Genomic DNA, 21,817 nt, shown 5'->3' with positions numbered 1-21,817 from the left:
CAGATGCTGGAAGGGCTGATTGTCGAAGGTTATTTCAGTCAATTTATTAGCGAGCTGGTCGCTCATGGTATATGCAGTCTACCTGTGACTCTGGTTAAATCTTTAAATAAAGGAACGGATGGTAAATGGAGCAAGCCAGCTTGGTGGTTGTGGCAATATATAAACCAACCTAACTATGATGTTGAACAGTTAACGAATATTTTGATGCAGGAGTCCTACCACGTCCTCAGGTGCACATATGACCAAGCCCAAAAAGACTTTATTCTTCGGTCTTGGGGAACAAAACAAATCGAGAGATCGGCTCAAGGTTTCATGATGGAAAAACGCAGAATGACCGAAATTAAGTACCAGCCGCCTGAAGATATTGTCAGCGATGATGAGCGTTATATGGAAGCATTTTGGGGTGGACTGCAAGGCGTCTATGGCGAGAGCTTATTTAAAAAAGTCGTATTGCCACGCTTATTTAAGAACTGTGTTATTAGCCCATTTTTCTCTGCTGTCTGGGATGTAGATAATATTGTCAGAATGGACTCAGGTGAATTTATGCAGTTTGAAGTCAAACATAAGTACCCATTTGAAAAGGATGGTAAACTTTTTTTTGGTATTAATAAAGGTCAATTGAATGTCATGAGTGACCTAGCTGACTGTGGAATTAGCACCCTTCACATGATTCTGATTAAGCCCAAGTGGACTGATGTGTTAAGCCCTAACTATTTGCTTCAGGATCCTTTAATGCGCAAAAATGTTTTTGTTGTAGCTTGCAAGTTAGATAGAGAAGCGTTGAGGAACCTTAAAAATGCTAAAGGCGGAACGAGTGGACATAAAACTTCGTTTAGCGGACGAACTAACCTTAGTTACGTAAGTATACCTATCGAGCGTTTCAAAATAATAGGTACGTTGGATGACTCCCTTAGTCAGTTAGTCGAGAATATAGCACTTGCTGCTAAAGGTTCGTTAACCAAGTCGTTAAATAAATCTATTCTCAATAGCGCTAGAGTTTCAATTTAGTACTCAAATGCGCCGTGAAGTTAAAAATTATTCTTGCAGGTAACGCTATGTATCAGGTGAGTTACGGTTAACTATCTGAAAAGTTAATTAAGGTGCCGAGCACTGGCTTGCTTGATATCTCTTTAAGACACTCACGGTATGTTTGGCGACAATTAGGATAACCGGTCGGCCAAGATAGTTGACGTTGAACATCAAATATAGGGATCGGTTGTTTGATCATACGGTCAATTAACTTCCACTAGGACGAGGTATAAATAAGTTTACTCAAGGGTGTTCAATATTCTACCCGCAGAGGTTAATTTAGTCGCAGCAGCTTCCGCCTCTGCAATTGCATAATCTTTGGAAAATGCTAAACCAGAGTCATATTCAATATTATCTTTACAGACAGACCAGCTAAATGCGGGATTATAGCGATCGGCGGAGACTTCAACGAAAATCGTATATCCGAGAAATTCCTCTTCATATGAATCAGACATTTACATTATCTCCAAGCTCATTGTTTCTCAAACAAATCTTCAACTTTGCAGTTAAATAAATCGCAAAGTTTATCAATGGTTTCAAAGTCAACGCGCTGTGCAGTCTCTTTATAAAGCAGGGTTATCGTATTTCGATTAAGCCCCGTCTCTCGTGCAACATCGGTAACCTTTAGCTTGTGCTCACCCATTAACCTGGCTAAGTGACACTTAATCAATTTACACCTCAAATATCAAAATGTCATCCAAAATGACAAAAAATGTTTGCAAATGCCATTTTTAGATGCTAAATTGCATTCAGAATGGCATTTTGACTTATAGGGTAGCGTTATGCCATCTAGACTAACTCAAAAAAAAGGTGTTTACCATGAAAAGTGCAACGACTTATTTAACGTCCAGTGAGCTGTCTGCATTAATCAAGTATGACTCCCGAACTATACGGGAGCAACTTAAAGACAGGGTGCTTCTTGAAGGGGTCCACTACATCAGACCGTTTGGTGGCAGGAAAATTTTATATCTGTGGGAAGCGATTGAACGAGATATGTCTAAACCCACTTGGGGATTGGTGATTCCAATGGCAAACGGAGGTCATGCTCATGGCTAGTATCAGAACCAGAGAGGGTTCAAAGAATTTGCTCATTGATTTTAAATATAAGAATCAACGCTTTCGTGAGCAAACGGCTTTACCTGACAACGCTGCTAATCGTAAAAAATTAAAGCAGTTACTTGATCGCATTGAAGCGGAAATCACCTTAGGCACTTTCGAGTACCGTAGGTATTTCCCTAACAGTAAAAATGCTGACAAGGTTGAGCAGAAACTGAATTACGAGCGCCAGTTTACACGGATGGGCGATAACCCTTTATTCGGGAATTTTGCTGATACCTGGTATGACGAAATGCGGGTTACGTGGCGTGACTCGTACGCTTCGACCATTCGGACATTGCTCGATACGAGGATTAAACCCTACTTTAAGGATAGAAAGGTCGACCAAATCACTAAAGCTGAATTACTCCAATTTCGCGCCTCACTCGGGAAAGTACGTCGCGAAGATGGAAAGGCACTCTCAGCTGATTATATCAACCGCCATCTGAAGGTTCTTCAAATGATCCTCAGTGAAGCAGCCGACCGATTTCAGTTTAGCGCAATCGAAAGGCTCAAACCAGCCAAGGTGAAAAAAACGGATGTGGATCCGTTCACCCTGGATGAAATCAATAGGATTTTAGCTCATGCCGAACCAACGTATCGTGACTTGTTAACGGTCGCCTTTTTCACTGGGATGCGCACGGGGGAAATTTTGGGCCTTAAGTGGCGCTATGTTGATTTTAGTAATGAGCTGATTTTGGTTCGGGAAACCATCGTTAACGGTAAGGAAGAGTACACCAAAACCGATGGCAGCCAGCGTGAGATTGCGATGTCTGCACCGGTAAAAGCTGCGCTTTACCGCCAAAAGGTGCGAACTGAACATAGTAACTATGTGTTTTGCAACAGTGCAGGAAAGCCACTGTGTCGGCACAACCTGTTAAAACGCAAATGGTACCCCTTGCTTGAGAAGCTTGAGCTCAGAAAGCGTCGCCAGTACCAAACTCGGCATACCGCGGCCACTTTATGGTTAGCGGCAGGGGAGAATCCAGAGTGGATCGCCTGGCAAATGGGGCATACCACAACCGAGATGCTTTTTCGTGTTTACAGCAGATACGTTCCTAACCTGACACGTCAGGACGGCTCAGCTTTTGAGCGTTTGGTAACCCAACATCTGGAGGTGCATCATGATGCATAATTTACTTCCAATATTCCCTGGTTGTTTAACGACGTTAAACAAGAGGACTCAATGCTTTTTTGGAAGCTTTCGCCTGATTGGTTGCGTGGCCAAGGTATCCAGACTCGGCGAGCCATACTGGTCAATTAAAGTCGCAGATATCTCGGGTGTACGTGAGGTCTTGTTGTTTGATGAGGCGCCCCGCTGGGACACATTTATTATGAATGGTGTGATAACGATGGAGCTGTCCATGCGCCCCCAAGCAGGGTTTATTGTTGCGAAGAAGCCGGAGCTGTTGAGGCTTAGCAATGCCATGATGGAGCCTGCGCTATTTTGGAAAGCTCTGCCTGTAAACTGGTGCCTTTCGGAGTGGGTCGTGGAGCGGTTTTTAACGATGCTGATGGGCATCCAATCTGAAATGCTCTTAGCATTTATTACTCGTGTGTTCTGGCAAAGTGAGGTGTTGCAGGCATTTTTATCTGCACCTGCCAGCTTGAACTATCATCACAATTATCAGGGTGGCTTGTTGGAGCACAGTGTAGAAACAGCAGAGATTGTCGCCTCACTCCCGCTTTGCAATGAGTTTGATCGCGATGTACTCATTACGGCAGCATTGCTGCATGACATCGGTAAAACCAAAACACTTGCAAGCAACATGCGAAGAAGCCAACTCGGTAAGCTGGTTGATCATGATGAAATGACTCTGGAAGTGTGCTCGGATGCATTGCGTTGGCTAGATAACGAGCATGCTGATACTGCCATTCTATTACGGCATATTTGGACTTGCAGCAGCCCCGGTGCACGCTATGGTTACAAGGCCGAAACCTATTTAGCGCCGGCATTGCAGCTAGCAGATCAAATGAGTTCGAAAATGGCCAGAAGTGCTTGATGGCTAAAGTACATCCATGCAACGCATGACATTGAGTCTGCCACAAATGCTTGTTGTCGGTTTGCGGTGCTCATTTTATGGCGCCATTTGAAAAGTGTGTCATGCTTGGTTGATGAATGATCTTGAATCCTTGCAGGAGAATGTATGAGCATTGAAACCTATTCGCTGGTTGCACTTGCCGTTGGCTTCTCGGCCATTGGTGTCACTCTGTACTGCGCTATGAGGGTTGCCAAACAAAAGTACCTTGGTACCAAGGCGTAATTTGCTTTGGGGGCATAGTCATTTGGTAGCTATTGTTGATATGGGGCACAGCTAAAGTGGTTCATCCAGTACCGCTAAGATGTGAAACCCAGACTAAATGCCAAACATCAGTGAATGAACCGCTGCAATTTTAACCAAAAGAGAATGCTTCGATGAACAAAGATGCTCCAATATATGCCCCTATCATTGATGATGAGCAAGGGCAGTTTGTTCTTTTGCCGGATGTGTTCGAGTTCTCTGAGGGGGTATCTCATGTACTCATCGAAAAACATGGCGAGTCGCTACGGATCTCGCCAGCAAAAAAAGTTTGGTTAACTTTGAGTGAAAGCCCTGAGGCTGATAACGACTTTCTCAGCGAGCGGCCAGACATTTTTTAACAGCTGCCTTGTATGCTGGCCTGCGATAGGCTTTGAGTTGTTCAGCTCATAGTACATTATATAGCCTTGCCCGTTTTGTGGCGTGAATTCGAAACTGTGGTGTTATGACTCTGCTGATAACAAGAGGAGCACAGCATGACATCAAACACCGATAAGCAATCAAGAACAGCACCGGCATTTTGCCACCAAAAAGAAATGAAAAACTTTAGTACCTATTTGTACCTACGCCACCATCAGGTCGTTGATGCAGATATCAACAACACCTATGGGGACCCCATTGCAGCCATTAGTCCAAAGGTGCTTAGTTTGCTGCTCTTGGCCGAGGAGGCCATCCTCTTAAAACCAATTGCAGCGCATCCAGAGGTGGGTATTGTACTGGAGCTATCTACTCCATTCGGACAGGCTTGCGTGTACAGCAAAATAAAAGGGGGATGGGCATCTGAAGAGACAGGGTCAACCTATTTGGGGTTCAGTACGTCTTTTAGTGGCATTAGCCCCGAACAACTGGAGCGATTAAAAATCAGCAGCCCGGGCTTTGAACTGGTAGCGGATCCTCAAAGCTCCGTTGCCAATCTGGCATCTGGTTTCAGAATCGAACCATGGCAATGTACTTTAGGCGATGTCCATGAAGTTTTTGTGCGTTGGTTAAATCTCTTTATGAAAGCGCATGAGATGGTGTCCCCGCTTCCTACTACTGAAGTTACCGACTCAATCGTCATTCAGTAGCCAAATTGGCACCAAGTGTTTTGCTGTGCACGAGGTGCCAATTGTTAAATGACAAGTTCAATCGAATTATGCTGCTTAATGACCACTGCTAATTGGTTAAGTGCGGTCGTTTAGGTGGTTCTCAAGGGAGATAAACATGCTCAATGGTTATGAAATAGCTATGTTGGTTACGATAGCCGCATCATTTGTGTTCATGATGTGGCGGTTGCTCCGAGCACTGGAGCAGGAAAAGAGAGAGAAAGCGGAGCAGAGCCAGTCAGAAACATCAACTTCGACAATTTCATCGAAGCCAGAGCAAGCATGTTCAGAGGATAAAATTCCGGAGATACGATCTCACGACAGTGAGGATTAACGGGAGAAACGTTAAACCCACTTGAGACTTAGGTGAAGATGCTCAAAAAGCATGGGGATACTCATAACCGGTTATGGATAGTAGCTCAGTGCAAGGCTGCAAATTCGAATCGTCACAATGTGCCAAAAGCAGACATTTCAGCACTGTATAACAAAGTGAGTAAATCAGTAGAGCGCATGTTTAAGAGCATCACAAGAGTTACTAAAATGTCTCAGCATCATCTCATTGTAAAAGACATCAATTCACTGTAGCTTATTAATATCTCAAATTTTTTTGTAGAATACAAACCTCAGTAAATGCATCAAAATGAGGAATATGATGATGTTTCAACATGATGGCTCCATTGTTTTTTCACCGTCAGATTTAACACTATTTATAGAAAGCCCTTTTGCCTCCTGGATGGATCACGTTGCTATTCTAGCGCCTGATAAAGCGCCTGCACGTGATCCGGCAGATGCCATGATGAGCATGCTGCAGGATAAAGGTGGTGCACATGAATCTTTAGTGCTAGACCAATTTAAAGCAGATGGATTATCTATTGCCGACATAAGCAATGAGAGTGATAAAGAGGCTGCTACTCTATCTGCAATGAAGGCTGGGGCCGATATTCTTTATCAAGCCAGTCTCAGTATGGGACCTTTTCGTGGCTTCGCTGACTTTCTGGTTAAGGTTCAGGGAGCAAGTAATTTTGGCAATTATCATTATGAAGTTTGGGATACAAAACTATCTAAAACTCTAAAGCCCTATTTCACCGTACAGGTGTGTTGTTATCAAGATATGCTCGCTCATATACAAGGGTGTCGCTCCAAAGACCTGGTTATCGTGCTTGGAGACGGTCAGCATCAAAGGCTTAGAACTGATGACTACTTCTACTACTATGAATCCATCCGAGAATCTTTTCTGAAAGCTCATTTAAACTTTGATAGTGATGAAATGCCCGATCCGGCAGACTCAAAGTCATTTGGTCATTGGGAGGGGTTTGCAAAGCAGTTACTGAAAGAAACAGATCACTTATCTCAAGTAGCGACAATAACTCGATCTCAAATTAAAAAGCTCAATGCCGCTGGAATTGCAACCATGGATGCACTGGCAGCAACTGACTTGGTTCGGATAACTGGAATTAATGATGCAGTTTTTGCACGTTTAAAAGCCCAAGCCAAAATTCAGAAAGCCAGTGAAGGCAAAGAAACTCCGCTATATGAAGTGTTGCAGCCAGGCGCAGGAAAGAAGCAAGGGCTAGCGCTGTTACCTGCTCATTCAGATCTGGATGTATTTTTTGATATTGAGGGTTTTCCATTAGTCGATGGTGGCTTGGAATATCTATGGGGAAATACTTACTTTAATAATGATGGCGAGCGACAGTTCATAGATTTCTGGGCGCATTCACCTGAAGAAGAAAAACAAGCGTTTAAGAGTTTCATCGATTGGGCTTATGCCAGATGGCAACAAGATCCATCAATGCATATATACCACTATGCTAATTATGAGATAGCTGCGTGCAAGAAATTAATGAGTCGCTATGGTATCTGTGAGCATGAGGTTGACCAGTTGCTACGTAACGAAGTCTTTGTTGACCTTTACAAGGTCGTTAAAAGTGGTTTGTTGATTGGCGAACCTAAATATTCAATTAAGAATGTAGAACATTTGTATAGGGGTAAGCGCGAAACAGAGGTAGGAACAGGCGGTGATTCGGTTGTTGTGTACGATAATTGGCGTCAGAACCCTGATGGTGCTAGCTGGCAGACATCTGAAATACTAAATGATATCAGGGATTACAATATAGATGACTGTAATAGCACTCAGGAACTAGTTGTTTGGTTGCGTGCACGGCAAGCTGACCATGGGATTAAATACCTTGGTAAAGCCGAGGTCATTGAACCTGAAATATCTGAAGAGATATCCGAACGAATTAATCTTCGCGACAGATTGTTACACCAAGCCTTATTGGAGAAGGCGACTGATCCGCTAAATTCGTCGGTTACAGAAAATTTAGCATGGTCATTAGAGTTCCATCGGCGCGAGTCTAAGCCGGTGTTCTGGCGTTTATTTGATCGCTTAGGGCTTACTGATGTTGAGTTACTGGATGACATTGATTGTCTCGCTGGATGCGTACGGACTGATACTAAGCCCTTTAAACCAACAGCTAGGGCGCGAAATTTAGTTTATGAGTATAAGTTTAATCCGGATCAGGAGTTTAAGTTAGCTAACACTAAGTCCTTTTATATACTCGGTGAAGAAAACGATAAAGGTGAGCCATTAAAAGTAACTCTTATACCGGACTATACAAAATTAAGCGATGGTATTATTAGTGTTCAAGCAAAAGCAGAGCCACCTGACATAATCAGCTTAGTTCCTGATGAGTACGTGCATCCTGAGCCAATACCTAAATCTATTGAGGCCGTGGTCAAAGATTATGCAGCAAACTCACTTGGGAAATGTGCGATTTTGGATTTTCTTAAACGTGATTATCCACGGATTGAGGGTATTGAACCCGGTCAGGCAATAGCCACAAGCCATGATCCTGAAGAGCGTCTAAAACAGATTATTGCAGCCATCGTTAATCTGAAAAACTCTTACTTACCCATACAAGGACCACCCGGCGCTGGAAAAACGTTCACTGGAAAGCATGTTATTGCCGAGCTGCTTCGTCAGGGTAAAACGGTAGGTATCAGTTCAAATTCGCATAAAGCGATCAACAACCTATTGCTGGGTACAGCCAAATACTGCCATGAGCAAAACATTAGTGCTTTATTCGGCTGCACTAAAGATACTGACAAGGAGCTCAAAGAGCTTGGTGTTGAAGTCCTCAAGAATAGTGAAATTGTGAATCACATAAAGCGGCCTTGTGTCATAGGGACAACCGCTTGGGGTTTTTCAAGAGAAGACTTGCAAGGGCAATTTGATTATCTTTTTATCGATGAAGCCGGTCAGGTTTCAATAGCAAACCTAATTGCTATGAGTCGAGCAACTAAAAACATCATCTTGATGGGCGATCAAATGCAGTTAGGCCAACCAGTACAAGGGACGCATCCAGCGGAGAGTGGATTATCAACGCTTGATTATTTGCTGCATAAAACCCCCACTATTCCTGATGATAAAGGAGTTTTCCTTGCAACAACGTATCGAATGCACTCAGCAGTAAATGAGTTTATCAGTCATGCGATTTACCAGGGACGATTAAATTCGGCACCTGAAAATGATCGACAATTAATATCAGTGCCTGCCGATTATTCGGGCGATATTAGAAAAGAAGCTGGAGTAGTTTATATTCCGGTTGAACATGATGGGAATACTCAGGCGAGCGATGAGGAAGTCGAGGCAATTGTCGCTGCCGCTAAAGAGATCTTAGGTAGGGCTTTCAATGGCAAGGATGGTGAGACAAGACCCATTGGATGGAGCGATATGCTGTTTATCGCACCTTATAATTTTCAGGTGAATAAACTAAAGCAAGCATTGGGCTCTGATGCAAAAGTTGGCAGTGTTGATAAGTTTCAGGGACAAGAAGCACCAGTTGTGTTTTTTAGCATGTGCTCAAGCGATGCGAATGACTCACCAAGAGGAATGGATTTCTTATTTGATAAGAACAGAATAAATGTAGCTATCTCCAGAGCTCAATCTCTGGCTGTAGTTGTTGGTAACCCTAAGTTGGCCAATAGCTATGCAATTAATACCCAGCAACAAGTTAAGATAAACACTTTTTGTCAGCTTATCCAATTTGCAAATTAGTCAATTGTTTCACCAACTCATCTATAGGCTGACCGCAAGATGGTATGCGGTCTAGCTCAACCTTGGCACACTAACACGCTATAAATAATTTTAGACCGCATCAGATTCACACTCTTCTTTAAAGTCATCTCCAGCGGCTTTGCTAAGCGCGTGAAACACAGCAAATGTCATTTTCAGTCACTTGGAGAATGGTATCAGTATTAAAAAAAACTTTCTCAAAAAAATTTCAATTCTTTTTGAGCTTTTGCATCAGATGCAAAGCGGCCATGTATCTTCAAATTTGTTCAGGCAGATGAGAGGTGTGTATGAGCCATTTTACATCGAGAGTCCGGATCGCTTTTGTCAGCGTAGGTATTGGTTTTTTAGCGGCATGTGGTGATTCCAAGCCGTCCTTTGACATAAGCACGGAGACGGTTGGCGCTGGTAGCATTACTCCTGCGGTCACCCAGGTGAAACAAGGCGACAGCACTCAATTACGTGTTTCTCCGGCATCCAACCATCAAATCATTCAGGTTTCTGGCTGTGGTGGGCGACTTGAGGGGAGCGCTTTTATTATTCCCTCGGTGCAAGCAAATTGCCGTGTAGTGGCAGAGTTTGCGCCAATAATGACGCTCTCTGTTAGTTCAGTGCCCACATCGTTATCGGAGCACGAAAAAAGTACCATTCCCTTTGTGATTCATCAGCCTTATGGCACCCCGGTTATTAGTTTGAGCTCTTCGCTTGCTGATGAGGTTGCAACAGTTAATTACTCGCCCGAGAAAGGAGTCATCACCATCCAGGTGCATGAACTGTTTCAGGATAACGAGCTTGAGTTGACGCTCACGGTAAAAGATCAGTCACCAGCGGGCGCCTTAGTTAAGCGCCACAGCATTGCTTTGAAAAACACTTCTGCACTATTAAAGATGCAGCTGCTGGATGCATGGCGAGAAGACTTTAGTCTTGAAGCCATAGCGCAAGAGAGTATGTGGGTATTAGACCGATACTTTCACTTGGGCCAGATGGCGGGGCATCTGTCATCATCCTGGTATCGGCAAGAGCTTCAACACCTTGCATCAGCCCTCCAGGATTTTGATACCTCCAATCTGATTTCACTCACGCAGTTAGATATTACGGCAGACTATCGCAGCAAGGCGGTGGATGAAAAAGCCCTTGATGTGCACCTTACTCAGATCAAAGAGCAACTACTCCTTGCACTTTGGCCGGCCAATCAGCTGCAACAGCAAATTCAGTTCAAGCTGCCTTCCTCACTACTACCAGAGCTGGCTACAGATGCATTTTATCTGACAGAGCAAGCCAGATTATCGCAGTTTATCGGAAACCCTGCTCTGGGCTCCCATGATGGCAATGGCTGGGTTTTCTCTAGGCAATTTCATTTCTTGAATACACTGCAATCCGCTGTCGATTGCATGGACTAAGACGAGGTCATTATGATGAAAACATTACCAGTTTTTTCCACTTTAATGTCTGTTGTAGTATTCGCTTTGGATGCTTATGCCACTGAGCCGGCACGCATCGTGATTCAGCACAAGGAACCAACTGAAGCTTCAGGCATGCTGTATGCGCAAAGTTTCTCCAGGGCACAAGAGCGGTGTATACCGACACCGGACTTTCAGGGAGAGTGGTGTTTGCCAGCGTTGCAGGCGGGCCATAAGCTGCGTGCACAAGCCTCTTCGCAAATGGCTACAGTTCAACCGCAGTATTCATTGGTTGAACTGGACTTACAGGGCTGGTCTTTGCAGCATGCGATTGACAGCATCAAAAAAACCGGCTGGTTTGCGAGTGTTGAAGCGGACATCATTTTCCAGTCTGATCAGAGTGCGCCTCTTAGCGCCCCTCTGTCGTGGAACGAGAATGATTTTCCCAACGACCCTTTCTTCAACGAGCAAACGTTTTATTTTGGGGATGAGCCTGAAGTTCGCTTTGGTCAAGTCAAACGAAGCAACCATGGCATTCAGGCGGCTTGGGCCTTAATCACACAGCCCAAGCGCACAATCGATGTCATTGTGATGGATGCTGGCTTTTACCCTCACGAAGATCTTGAGTATTACTCAGGTGCATCTTTTGTCACCACGGGTGATGCCAAGCGCTCAGAGCTATTTTTTGAGGATGAGTACAATGAGTATTGCAATCCTCACGGCTTGGGTGTTGCCAGTGTGATTGCTGCAACCATAAACAATGAGCAAGGCATGACGGGTATAGTTAACGATGTCAGGCTGCATGCTCTGCGTGTCATGAACTGCTCGAGAGGTTCACTGTTTGATGTAAGTGATGCGCTAAGATGGTTGGCAGGTGCCCCGGCATTTTTTGATGACAACTTGTCCTTTCCTTATCAGGGGCAGCCGGGTGTGATTAATCTGAGCCTGGGTGCAACTTATATCAATGAGAATAACTTCTGCCCAGAGTATCTTCAGGATGCCATCAACAAAGTCGTTGCCGCTGGTTTTGTAGTCGTTGCAGCCGCAGGCAACAACAACGAGAACGCTGAAAACTTTGTGCCTGCAGCGTGTGATCATGTTCTATCTGTTGGTGCTTTAACAGTTAACTCGTCAAAGGCGAGTTTCAGTAATTATGGCGCGATTGATGTCATGGCGCTTGGTAGTGAAGTGGTCGGCCTTTGTACGAGCTCAGAGGTGTGTTTTTGGGCAGGAACCAGCTTTGCCAGCCCAATTGTTGCAGGTATTGTCGCACTGGGAATGAAAGACATTGACCTTGACTGGCAGCCTGAATGGTTCAGAACCGCTGCCATAGCGGCATCGCGACCGCTGGTGGATGAAGATGGTCGCTGCGCCATGAAAGGCTGTGGTTATGGCATGATCCACGCAGCCGATTTTATTCAGTCTTTGCGTGCTGCCGAGGCCGGCGCTTTAAGCCAGATCGTTCCCGCACTAAAGGCATTCACCCCATGCGAACAAAGTTGGTATATCGAGCACTTCGGGAATAAGGTTGCTTTTTGTGACTTAGTTCGCCTTCAGTTCCATGGCGGGACAGCACCGATAGGTCGTTATGTGCTGTATGCACGCTCTGTAGGGCAATCCAATCTTCATGTGGTTGCAGAGTTTGCCGATGGAGATGTCGTGCTTCCACGTAATGTACTGGACTTTGATAGCACGGTTTATTTCTTCAGAGACTGCCCTCAAGGGGGCGCTGACTGCACCACTTCGTTGTACCCATTAAGTGCTTATGGTCACAATCAAGGGATCTTTGCCTGTGATTAACAGCATTGCTCAGAGCTTCGTGGTTTTGCCATTCTCCAAAGCCATGAAGCTGGCAAAATCCGAGAGAATTTTCCCATGCCTGGTTCCGGTCTTTTTACTGACTGCGTTGATGTGCATTATTGAGGCGTCGACCATTGTTTCTAATCAACTTTGGTTTCCCGGCAGGGAGGACTCCATTCATATTCTGAAGTCTTTGTTCTGGCATCTCGGAAATATTCTGTTTCCTGTCGTCCTGTTTTATCTGGCCGTAAGTGCCGTCCTGTCGCAGCGACCCAGAGCCAACTCTTTTTGGGCTGTGTTGAAGGCGTGTTTTTGGGCTTCGGTCTGTTATTTCGCTTTAATTTATGTGTTGGTGTACCAATTGAATCAGGTGCTGGCTCCTTGGTGGCTTAATCGGTTAGAGGTTGATTTGACAAAAAGCTACGCATTAATTTTGCTGGTGTCAGTGGTAAATAGTGCGATTTTCGTGCTGATTTATACCCTTAGCGCTCTGGTTTTCGCACACTCTTTGTGGTTTCACGAGTGCGTGAGGGGCAGGGTGTCCCTCAAAAAGCAAATCGTATGCTTTTGCCATTATGCAGCTCCGAAATTTAAGCTTGTTGCTGCCATTTGTGTGATGGCCCTCATCAGCAAGCACCTGACATATATTTCATTTCTTCGTGATTGGTGGCTTGTATTCAGTATTGCGTTGGATGCTCTGGGCAGCAGCCTGTTTGTGTTAATGCTGGTGGTTGCTTATATCGACCCAACCGAATAAAGGAGTTTTGCATGCGGTATTTTCCAGTTGTACTTATCATCTATCTGTTTTTGCAAATACAATCCGTAGTTGTGCTGTGGTCGTTGCAAAGCCGTTTAACCGCTTTTTCTGATTTAGAAATTTATCAGATGTATGGTTATGCTGCTGTCGGTCTTGGTGTTGCTGTGCTGGTGCTGCGTTGGCAACTTAAACTCTTTACAGGCAATAACTTTCTTGGATACACCTGTGGGGTTGCATTGGGGGCTGTGGCATTATTATCAACCATCGTTGTCATGCACAAAGTGGTTCAAACGATACCCAGCCTGATACCTGCTGAGTACAGAGTAAAAGCCTATCAAAGCTCATTGCGAATACTGGCCGAGCCAAGCAAGGAAAGCTTTTGGTCGTTTTACCAACCTACTACTGCTCCAGCGGATTACAGCCGCTACATTCAGTACCTGGTCAATCAGTTAGAGCCAGAACAGCACGAATTAATCGATTTGTACCACAAGCAGTTGTTTAACCTACAGCAATTCGCAAGACTCTATCATCATGGAACCGATACCTTTGACGAGCAAAAAGTACGCAGGTTGGTCGCCAATGCATATTTTTCTGCCCAGTCTGAACTAAGAGGGCCGGACATGTATGCGCCATTATCCGCAGCTACTTCTTTGTTTTATGTTACTGCGTCCCCTTTAAAGACGCGAGCTGTGTTTCAGAATGGATTGCGTGATGCGACAACCAAGCACAGCGGCACCTTGACGCTATTGGCACCTATTTTGATGCTTGAGAACGAAAAGCGCTATGATGGCTTGCCATTCATTGATGCTGTCCTTAGGCATCATCAGAATTTTGGCCATCTCGATCTCGCCTGGCAAAAACTAACAGCACAATTGGCGTTTTTAGAAAAGTCACCACACAACAAAATGAATTTGCTGGACTCGTTGCGCCGTGCGTACAGCGATGAGATTTTACAAGCAAAGGGGCTGGAAGGACGGTATTTAATGCCATTTCATCAATCAGGGATGCCTCCACTTGAGCAAGCTGAATTTATTTATTTGGCTGAGCGGGTAGCGCCATTATGGATGTTGGGCGGGGCACCTCAATCCCGTGTAAGACTGCTAGCACAGTTGGCTGAAAGAGACAATGAGCAGGTAAACCGTTGGGTCCGCGAGTTTCACCGCTCGCAGCAGTCTATCGATGAAAGGCACTACAACATGGTTCAGTACACGGTTATGCATTGGTTGCTGGAGTCCGAAAATCTATGGCGATTTAAAGCCTATACCCAAGCCTATGGTGATCTTATTAGGTTAAGCACCACCTTACCTATGCTGTTGATCCTGGCATTATGCGGTGCTTTGCTAACGGCAGTTGCCCTGTTTAAAGCAGGCTTACTATGGGTTCTTGTTGGAGTTGGCTCTGCATGTATATCTTTGCTACTTGCTGCAAGCCCGTTGAGTATGGCACTGTTTAAGCTATTGGCTTGGCTTTCGACTGGTGTTGTTTTTGAATCTTAGTTAGCAACCTTAATTAAATTTTTTATTTGATGCTGATGCAGGCAAGCCCTACTTATTGGACACTGATGCAATGAAAAAAAAAGGTACACATACCGGTGCGGGATGGAAACTGCATGACACCTGTGGTGAGTGGCTGCAGCGACGACTAAAGGAAGTTTATTCGCAGCAACCACTAAGTCATCTTAAAGATGAAAATGGTAAGGTTATGGGGCCGATTGATTGGTTGTCTGATAAATCAAAAGTAAGCAAGGCTCATATATACAAACTACTCAAAAGTGACAGACTGGTTATCCCAAGAGAGGAAACCAGAAGAAGACTGGCATATTTTCACGGCTCAACAAAAGAGTTGTTGGGGTACTTTGGGTTTCCGCCTTACGAATTAGATAAGGATGGAAACTTTATTTTTGATGGCACTAAGACGGACAAGGCGATTAGTGACAGTTTTAAAGCAGAGCAGTCGAATCTCAAAAAAACAGAAGAAAAGCTTGCTTGTCCATTTTGCGGCAAAAATGGAGGGTATTTCTTAGAGAACAATCCTCCTGAACAGGGGGGGAATATAAAACCACAACATCTGCGAGTTTTATACGCGTCGTCGCGAAATTTTAAATACTTTGGTGCGATAAGCGGGAATTATGTGGCAGGCTTGTTTGATGTAAAAATTCATATTTGTGATAGCTGCATTGATAATTACAGTTATTGTTTCACGAAGCCCTATTCGAAATTGATTAGTGATTTTTGCGGAAGTAAGTATTCTTTGGCAGGTGTAGCAAAAAATTTATTCGCTTGCAGCTCTGAGATAAGTCGAATATCTGCAAGTAAATATGAAAGTATCAAAAAAGAGATCGCAAAAGGAGTTATAGGGCTGGCGGCGACAGGTGGATATTTAAGTAAAACTGAAGAAAATAACAAAGATTCTGTTCTGTTGCAGCGTTCAAATTACTTTGAGGATTTAATATACTTACTAATTTCGGGGGATGCTTCTGAACAATTACGTGTACTCGCCATAAAGGATAAGTTAGTACATATTCTAGTTCGCGAAAGCGATGGTTTTTCCGATATTTTTACCGGCAGCGATGGTCAACCACATATAGAATCAGTTGAGTGTTTGGCATTTTATTTTGATGCTCAAGGCGCGCACGGGTTTATTCGTGCTGAATTGAGTTATGATAATGGAGAGGCACTAACTGAATCCCAGTATATCCAACGCTTTGGTGATCTTTCTGAGTCTGATTTGGAATTGTTTTCGAGGTACGGTGAGATATATGTGGAAGGAGATAATATTTTTGAGGAGAACTTGGAAATTAAGATTACGTTGCGGAGAAATGGGGGGGTCGAATACGCTGTTCTTCCTAATGTCGATGATGATTTCAGCCTATCTGGCTTAGAAAAGATTTTTACGTAAAATACTGTGAGTTCGGTTATATTTAGGAGGATTGTCAATATTATATAAGTAAGCAGATTTCCAAGTTATCATGGTTGTGCAGCGTTAATTAACTTTGCATATAGAAAAATCATTTAAATCTACCGTGCGCTAAGTCTTAGTGCTGCCACTCAATAACAAGTATTTTATGCTCCATATAGAAATGGACAGAGAACACTGCTAGATAAAGAGTCATAAAACCATGTGAATACTGTTTTATGAAAATATAAATTATGAAGTAAAAAATACCTTAGCTTTAGCGCCTTATCTTAGTGTTATCTTGTGCATTTTTTATTTTGGATTTACTGTCTTCTGTACTGGTTACAATAATGCTGTCGACTGTAAAGTCTACAAAGACACCTCCTGCAAACTCGGACCTCCCTTTAAGGTACAACGTATCAGACTTTTCAAACAGACTTACCTCCTCTAGGGTGTCAGTATTTACCTTGCCAAATTGGAGCCTTTGTATAGTAATTGAACTATTGTCATTTATACACTGAGAAATATCATTCATCGTCTGCTCTTTGAATTGCTGTGATAACCGGTATTTGTGAAGCAGGTGCTGGTTTTCACTCCACTTTACAATCGGGTGCCCAGGGGTGTTTTTGAAAAGAAGAACCTTACTCTTTTCAAGTTGCTGAAGTTTTTTATTCAATAACTCCTGTGAGTCAATTGGCAACTGAATCGCGTCTTGATCCTGCAAGTTGCTTATCAATGTAAAAAGCTTAAATTCAGCAGGTGTCATGTGGCCAGCCTTAAAATCTTTACCTTTCCTTTTGTAAACAGGGGTTGCATGATCCGAGTTATACTTATCAAGCCGCTCAACTTGGAAATATCGATGGTAGCGATTTAAATCCCTATTTAGCTGAGAGCGTGAAACATCATACTGTTGCTGATGTAAGCATTGGTGGATTTCAACTTCTGTCCAAAGTTTCTCAGATGAGTGAATGATATCGATAAAGGTTACAAAAATTCTTTCGATGGTATCTGACATATTAAGCTCCTTCAAAAGTCTTTTATGCTGCATCATTGTTGTTCGGCATCGAATCACAGTAGCAGTGGTCAAACCAAAAGTTGATGATTCGCTCGGTAGAAAATGTCTCAGTGTCTGTATTAAACTCGATGCAGGTGTGAAGAGGACCTCTAACCTCGTGATCCTGCAATGAATACGCGTGACAGATAATACGGATAGCGTTATCTAAGTTTGCCGGTATAAATTTATTGGTGTTGTTGAATCGCATAAACTCTCTCCAAATTCACATCATGTCTCAGTTGAATAAACTATAAGCAGAAACTTGATTTATCAAAAGCCTCATTGCTCTCAATGAAGTTTTTGAGAATTTTATTTCCGTATGCAATTGTTCTAATTAATAAAAATTTTTTCTTCGGAAAGTGTATTTGATTTTAACTTAGGCGAGGGTTTTGACGAGGCGGTGAATTTTTATTTGGAAATAGCAAATAGCCAGTAACGCATGGTCACTGGCTATTTCTAGTTTTGAAGGTTAATGCATGCTCAAGCTTGTTTTCCCATGCCTGCAGTCCGAAGTCAGCGCATCTAGCTCACTCTGTGTCAGGGTTTGCTTCTTGTGAAGCTCATTGGCAATAGCAGCAACCAAGTCCCAGTTTTGCTCCAGATGCTGTTTGCTTGCTTTGTAAGCTGTCTCTAACCAGTGCAGCACTTCTGACTCCAGCCTCGCCTGTAGGGTAGGAAGTTGGCTGAAATCGGCTATTCCTAGTGACGTCGATAGCCCCCAATGCGTTAGCGCGCAACGAGCCAGTTCCGTGGCGCGTTTAATATCCGATGATGCACCATTAGTGATATCGGCTTCATGTTGGCAGTAAAGTTCCTCTGCTGCACGCCCAGCAAGTAAGATCTGCAATTGGGCATCGACACTCGCGCGAGTATTCACGTTATGCTGCTTCACAACATCGAACTGGGTAACCCCACCTGCATGCTCAAACTCTTCTATTGAAAGCGCAACACAGTGTGCATCTGGCGACCAGTTTTTAGTAAGCAGGTAATGTCCTGTTTCATGATAGGCAATCTGCAATCGTTGTTGCTCATCATGGGTATAGCTTTGCTTCTTTTGGCCGAGTTGATGTGTCAGCAGATGTTCGTTTAGCATCTTGGGCTGAAAGGATTTGTCGCTGCTAATCAACTGCAGTTGAATTTCACGAAACATCGCACGGAGAAAGCCAAAGGTTGCACCACCACAACGTTTAGCGGTTTCACCCAACTCATGATCACTGAGCGTGAAGCCATATTCATCGGCGCATTGGCGCATAAACTGCTTGCGGGCACTTAAATCCGGCGCAGGGATCGTGACCACCTTATCAAATCGCCCATAGCGTATCACTGCCGGATCCAGCTGAGAGGGTGAATTGGTCGCAGCCATAATGAAAACCGGGTACTCGCTGTTGTTAAAGCCATCCAGTCGGGTTAGCAATGTATTGACTGCTGAGATACTAAAATGCGAAGCCCCTTTTCGGCTCATTGCAATAGCATCAATCTCATCGAAAAATAGAATGCAAGGAGCATAGCGTTCTGCTGTATCGAATAGGTGATTAATGTTTTGAACAACATTGCCAACCATTAAGTCAGCAGAATTCACTGGGATAAATGGCACCTTGCACTCACCGGCTACGGCTTTGGCAAAGTAGCTTTTGCCTGTGCCTGGCGAGCCTGCCAATAGATAACCTTTTGGCATATCCAGCTGAAAGTCGTGTTCATTACGCAAGCGTTTAAGCACAAAAGTCATTTGCTGCTTTAATTCTTTCAGGCCGTGTAAGTCATCAAACTTCAGCGTTGGGATGCAAGGTTGCTGCATGAAACTAGGCTCAAAATCTTTCGGGGAGAACAGCACCTCATACCGAGGGTTCACCAATGAGACTTTGAAGGTCGTCCCTAGTTGTTGCATTTGGTACTCGAATGCCACTGCCATATTTCGCGCCTGGTATTCATTAACTTTACGCAGCAAACGTGTGCGTTTGGCTGTTTGCTTCACCAATGTATCAAGTGCGTCAGCGCCAAAGTCAGGTAAGGCATAGTGCTTGTTTAATCCTGCAATCTTAGGTAAGGACTCCACTTCAAAGAGTATATTAAAGCTGTAAAACTTCAATTCATGCACATCCGGTATTTCGGTAACGTCATCCAACAATGGTCGGTGAATGAGCACCGCTTGAATCGTGGCATTATCCATGAGCTTCTCAATCTTGGATAAGCTGCTGAACGTCATGCAGTTAGGGAACTTTCTTTTGAAGCGAGCCTTCAGCTGCTTATCTGTGCTGATAACGGCAAACTGATAATCGGTAAGATCCTCAGGGATATCGACCTCAATGCGGGGATGCGTTGGTAAGGTATCGCACGATGTACAAATGTATTCCATAACCGCACGTTGCAACTTGGAGCCCTGAGCATGAATGGATCTGGGCTCCAAATTGCCTCCTAAAGTCTCCACAATTAGCTCGGCAAAGTTTTCTGGCCAATTAATGGCTTTCTCCTGGCTACGGACAAAACTGGCCGCTAATTCTGCAACCTCAAGTAAGTCGTTCGGCGTTAGCGGGTGAAAATATACCACATGCCCACGTGACAATCGGCTAATTAACTCTGGCGATAAACTTGCCTTACCAGCATCGCCCGCCAACAGTGTCTTCAGATCCAATAAGGTATCGTTGGCAATGACTTTAGAGTTCGTCTTATACCCAAGGTTGGTGGTGAATACAAACAAGCACTGGCTAAAATCAACCACTTTATTGGAAGTATAATCGGCGACTTCACCTTTTTCTAAAAGTGTAAGCAGAGATTGAATCACCGCTGGATGTGCTTTCTCAATCTCATCAAAGATGATAACGGTTCGAGGATGTACAGAGACAGCAGAAGTTAAATCTCCCAAAGATGAGTCGACATATTGAGAGCCAGAACCGAAAAGCTTCGAGACATCTCTAGCATCAGTATACAACTCCATATTAAGCAAAAGCTTTTGGTAGTTCGCAGCAAAAACCTGATTAATGCCATCTACCATTGCTTCAGCCAGTGCTGTTTTTCCTGCCCCCGGGGCTCCCATAAAGGTAGCTATGCCAAGAGGCCCTTTTTTCGGGTTGGAAAATGCCGAGGCAATCATCGATGTGACTTCTTGAATTGCACTTTGCTGCCCTTTGATTTGGGTCTGGATGGTTTTTTTGAGCTGCTGAATTTGCTGGTGCACATAAAACACAGATGGCTTGTGTCTGTTAAACCGGCATATCTCTGCAAGTGCTTCACTTTGCGACTGAAATGGATACCGCCCTTGGAAAAATAGAGCAAGGTTATCCTCATCAATGGTTAACCGAGAGATTTCGTCCTCAGTCTCTTTGATGAGATAGGATAAAAGAGCACGTGCTTCTGTTGTAAACATGATTCTATGCTTGATGTTTGCAGCATAGTAAAACCAGGTCTGGTTCGTACCCTTCCCATCGATAGCAAATGTGCGCTTGATAATATTATCCTTCAGCGCATTTCTGCACTCCTGAGCTGCTTGAGGAAATATAAGAGTAGCCGCACTTTTGCCTGCTTTACTGGCTATCCTAGCTAAAAGCTTCGGTAAACCCATGATGGCTGCCAAAATCATGGTTTCATCACACGGAACAAGTTGTAGTTTCGTTTCATCTACTTGAAACTGTGTAAAGATACCTGCGTGGATACTCTGGCTCACGGTTATAAATGCTATCTGATCTGTAAGCTGTGCCACAGCAGGATTTTTTTCTGATAAGAAAAGAGACTCAAACTCAAAGGCGAATCTGTTTGGTCGTGCCTGCTCCCGCTCATGGTATTCATTATGCCAATCTAGCTGTTTGGGGGGGCGGGTACCACCACGAAAGAAACTATCGTCTGACTCAGCAGGTTCCGGAATACCGTCCAAAACATCCAAAAATTTGAAGTCTTCGTCTTGTAATGGGTCGTAGTCATGGTTGATTGTGGACTTGTTCATGGTAGTACCTCTCAAAGTGTTTTGGTCTGCTTGAGAGGTACTGTAACGATAGCTTTTGCATCTGATGCAAAGCTCAAAAAAAATTTGACACGATAGGTAAGCATGTGAAATTATGAAGAGGATATATCGAGATGTTGGATATATTCTCCCTGCATCGTTTAACGGCTGTAGGGAAATTAAACATTGATTTTTAGTTGAATGGACTATGCAGGTACTTAAAACCTGTTTGAGCATGGTAGCTCGGAACTTTAACTGTAGCTAACGAACGCACCTCAATTTAAATCGTTGAGGATAATATTAACCAATTAACAATGACAATTCTGAGTGCTGTCGTCTGATCGTTGACTGCTATCGTCTGATGGTTGACTGCTATCGTCTGATGGTTGACTGCTA

At 43.9% G+C, this 21,817-nt stretch carries 15 protein-coding genes and 1 pseudogene; 12 read left to right on the top strand and 4 right to left on the bottom strand.

The features are described from left to right. Positions 1 to 1,008 (top strand): annotated as a pseudogene (locus QWY20_RS17580) (hypothetical protein); the annotation flags it as partial. 260 nt (positions 1,009 to 1,268) lie between these two features. On the opposite strand, the gene QWY20_RS17575 reads toward QWY20_RS17580, so the two are convergent. Together QWY20_RS17575 and QWY20_RS17570 are read right to left on the bottom strand one after the other, a co-directional pair. Then, positions 1,269 to 1,484, bottom strand: coding sequence for a hypothetical protein (locus QWY20_RS17575; RefSeq protein ID WP_330130309.1), 216 nt, complete (start codon positions 1,482 to 1,484; stop codon positions 1,269 to 1,271). 17 nt (positions 1,485 to 1,501) lie between these two features. Continuing rightward, a complete protein-coding gene (locus QWY20_RS17570) occupies positions 1,502 to 1,699 on the bottom strand; it encodes a helix-turn-helix domain-containing protein (RefSeq protein WP_330130308.1) in 198 nt (65 codons plus the stop codon). 149 nt (positions 1,700 to 1,848) lie between these two features. Between QWY20_RS17570 and QWY20_RS17565 the strand changes: the two genes are divergently transcribed. From QWY20_RS17565 to QWY20_RS17515, 11 genes are all read left to right on the top strand, one after another. After that, positions 1,849 to 2,085, top strand: a complete 237-nt coding sequence (locus QWY20_RS17565; RefSeq protein WP_330130307.1) for a hypothetical protein — start codon at positions 1,849 to 1,851, stop codon at positions 2,083 to 2,085. Continuing rightward, positions 2,078 to 3,259 carry an Arm DNA-binding domain-containing protein gene (locus tag QWY20_RS17560; protein WP_330130306.1) on the top strand — a complete coding sequence of 394 codons (1,182 nt, stop codon included), beginning with the start codon at positions 2,078 to 2,080 and terminating at the stop codon, positions 3,257 to 3,259. The genes QWY20_RS17565 and QWY20_RS17560 overlap by 8 nt, the downstream gene beginning before the upstream one ends. Continuing rightward, a complete protein-coding gene (locus tag QWY20_RS17555) occupies positions 3,249 to 4,127 on the top strand; it encodes an HD domain-containing protein (RefSeq protein ID WP_330130305.1) in 879 nt (292 codons plus the stop codon). Before QWY20_RS17560 ends, QWY20_RS17555 begins: the two co-directional genes overlap by 11 nt. Before the next feature lie 413 nt (positions 4,128 to 4,540). Next, on the top strand, positions 4,541 to 4,765 hold the full coding sequence (locus QWY20_RS17550) for an AbrB/MazE/SpoVT family DNA-binding domain-containing protein (RefSeq protein ID WP_330130304.1): 225 nt from the start codon (positions 4,541 to 4,543) through the stop codon (positions 4,763 to 4,765). Positions 4,766 to 4,900: 135 nt separating this feature from the next. Next, entirely contained in the window at positions 4,901 to 5,491 is a 591-nt protein-coding gene (locus QWY20_RS17545) for a hypothetical protein (protein ID WP_330130303.1), read from the top strand. Positions 5,492 to 6,164: 673 nt separating this feature from the next. After that, positions 6,165 to 9,569 carry a TM0106 family RecB-like putative nuclease gene (locus QWY20_RS17540; RefSeq protein WP_330130310.1) on the top strand — a complete coding sequence of 1,135 codons (3,405 nt, stop codon included), beginning with the start codon at positions 6,165 to 6,167 and terminating at the stop codon, positions 9,567 to 9,569. Between the two features lie 305 nt (positions 9,570 to 9,874). Continuing rightward, positions 9,875 to 10,984, top strand: coding sequence for a hypothetical protein (locus QWY20_RS17535; RefSeq protein WP_330130302.1), 1,110 nt, complete (start codon positions 9,875 to 9,877; stop codon positions 10,982 to 10,984). Between the two features lie 12 nt (positions 10,985 to 10,996). Further along, complete coding sequence (locus QWY20_RS17530; protein ID WP_330130301.1) at positions 10,997 to 12,784, top strand: S8 family peptidase; 1,788 nt, start codon at positions 10,997 to 10,999, stop codon at positions 12,782 to 12,784. Beyond that, a complete protein-coding gene (locus QWY20_RS17525; RefSeq protein WP_330130300.1) occupies positions 12,777 to 13,541 on the top strand; it encodes a hypothetical protein in 765 nt (254 codons plus the stop codon). Before QWY20_RS17530 ends, QWY20_RS17525 begins: the two co-directional genes overlap by 8 nt. Before the next feature lie 11 nt (positions 13,542 to 13,552). After that, the gene (locus QWY20_RS17520) at positions 13,553 to 15,037 is read left to right on the top strand and encodes a hypothetical protein (RefSeq protein ID WP_330130299.1); all 1,485 of its coding nucleotides are present in this window, start codon (positions 13,553 to 13,555) and stop codon (positions 15,035 to 15,037) included. Positions 15,038 to 15,107: 70 nt separating this feature from the next. Then, complete coding sequence (locus QWY20_RS17515; protein WP_330130298.1) at positions 15,108 to 16,439, top strand: hypothetical protein; 1,332 nt, start codon at positions 15,108 to 15,110, stop codon at positions 16,437 to 16,439. A 274-nt stretch (positions 16,440 to 16,713) separates the two neighbouring features. On the opposite strand, the gene QWY20_RS17510 is transcribed toward QWY20_RS17515, so the two are convergent. Together QWY20_RS17510 and QWY20_RS17505 are read right to left on the bottom strand one after the other, a co-directional pair. Continuing rightward, positions 16,714 to 17,451: a hypothetical protein gene (locus tag QWY20_RS17510; RefSeq protein ID WP_330130297.1), complete on the bottom strand. Its 738-nt coding sequence runs from the start codon at positions 17,449 to 17,451 to the stop codon at positions 16,714 to 16,716. A gap of 508 nt (positions 17,452 to 17,959) precedes the next feature. Beyond that, a complete protein-coding gene (locus tag QWY20_RS17505; RefSeq protein ID WP_330130296.1) occupies positions 17,960 to 21,424 on the bottom strand; it encodes an AAA family ATPase in 3,465 nt (1,154 codons plus the stop codon). Positions 21,425 to 21,817 lie beyond the last annotated feature (393 nt).

The organism is Alkalimonas cellulosilytica, assembly GCF_036325985.1.
In the GTDB taxonomy this organism is placed as follows: Bacteria; Pseudomonadota; Gammaproteobacteria; order Enterobacterales; family Alteromonadaceae; genus Alkalimonas; species Alkalimonas cellulosilytica.
This window is presented reverse-complemented; position numbering and strand designations above follow the sequence as displayed.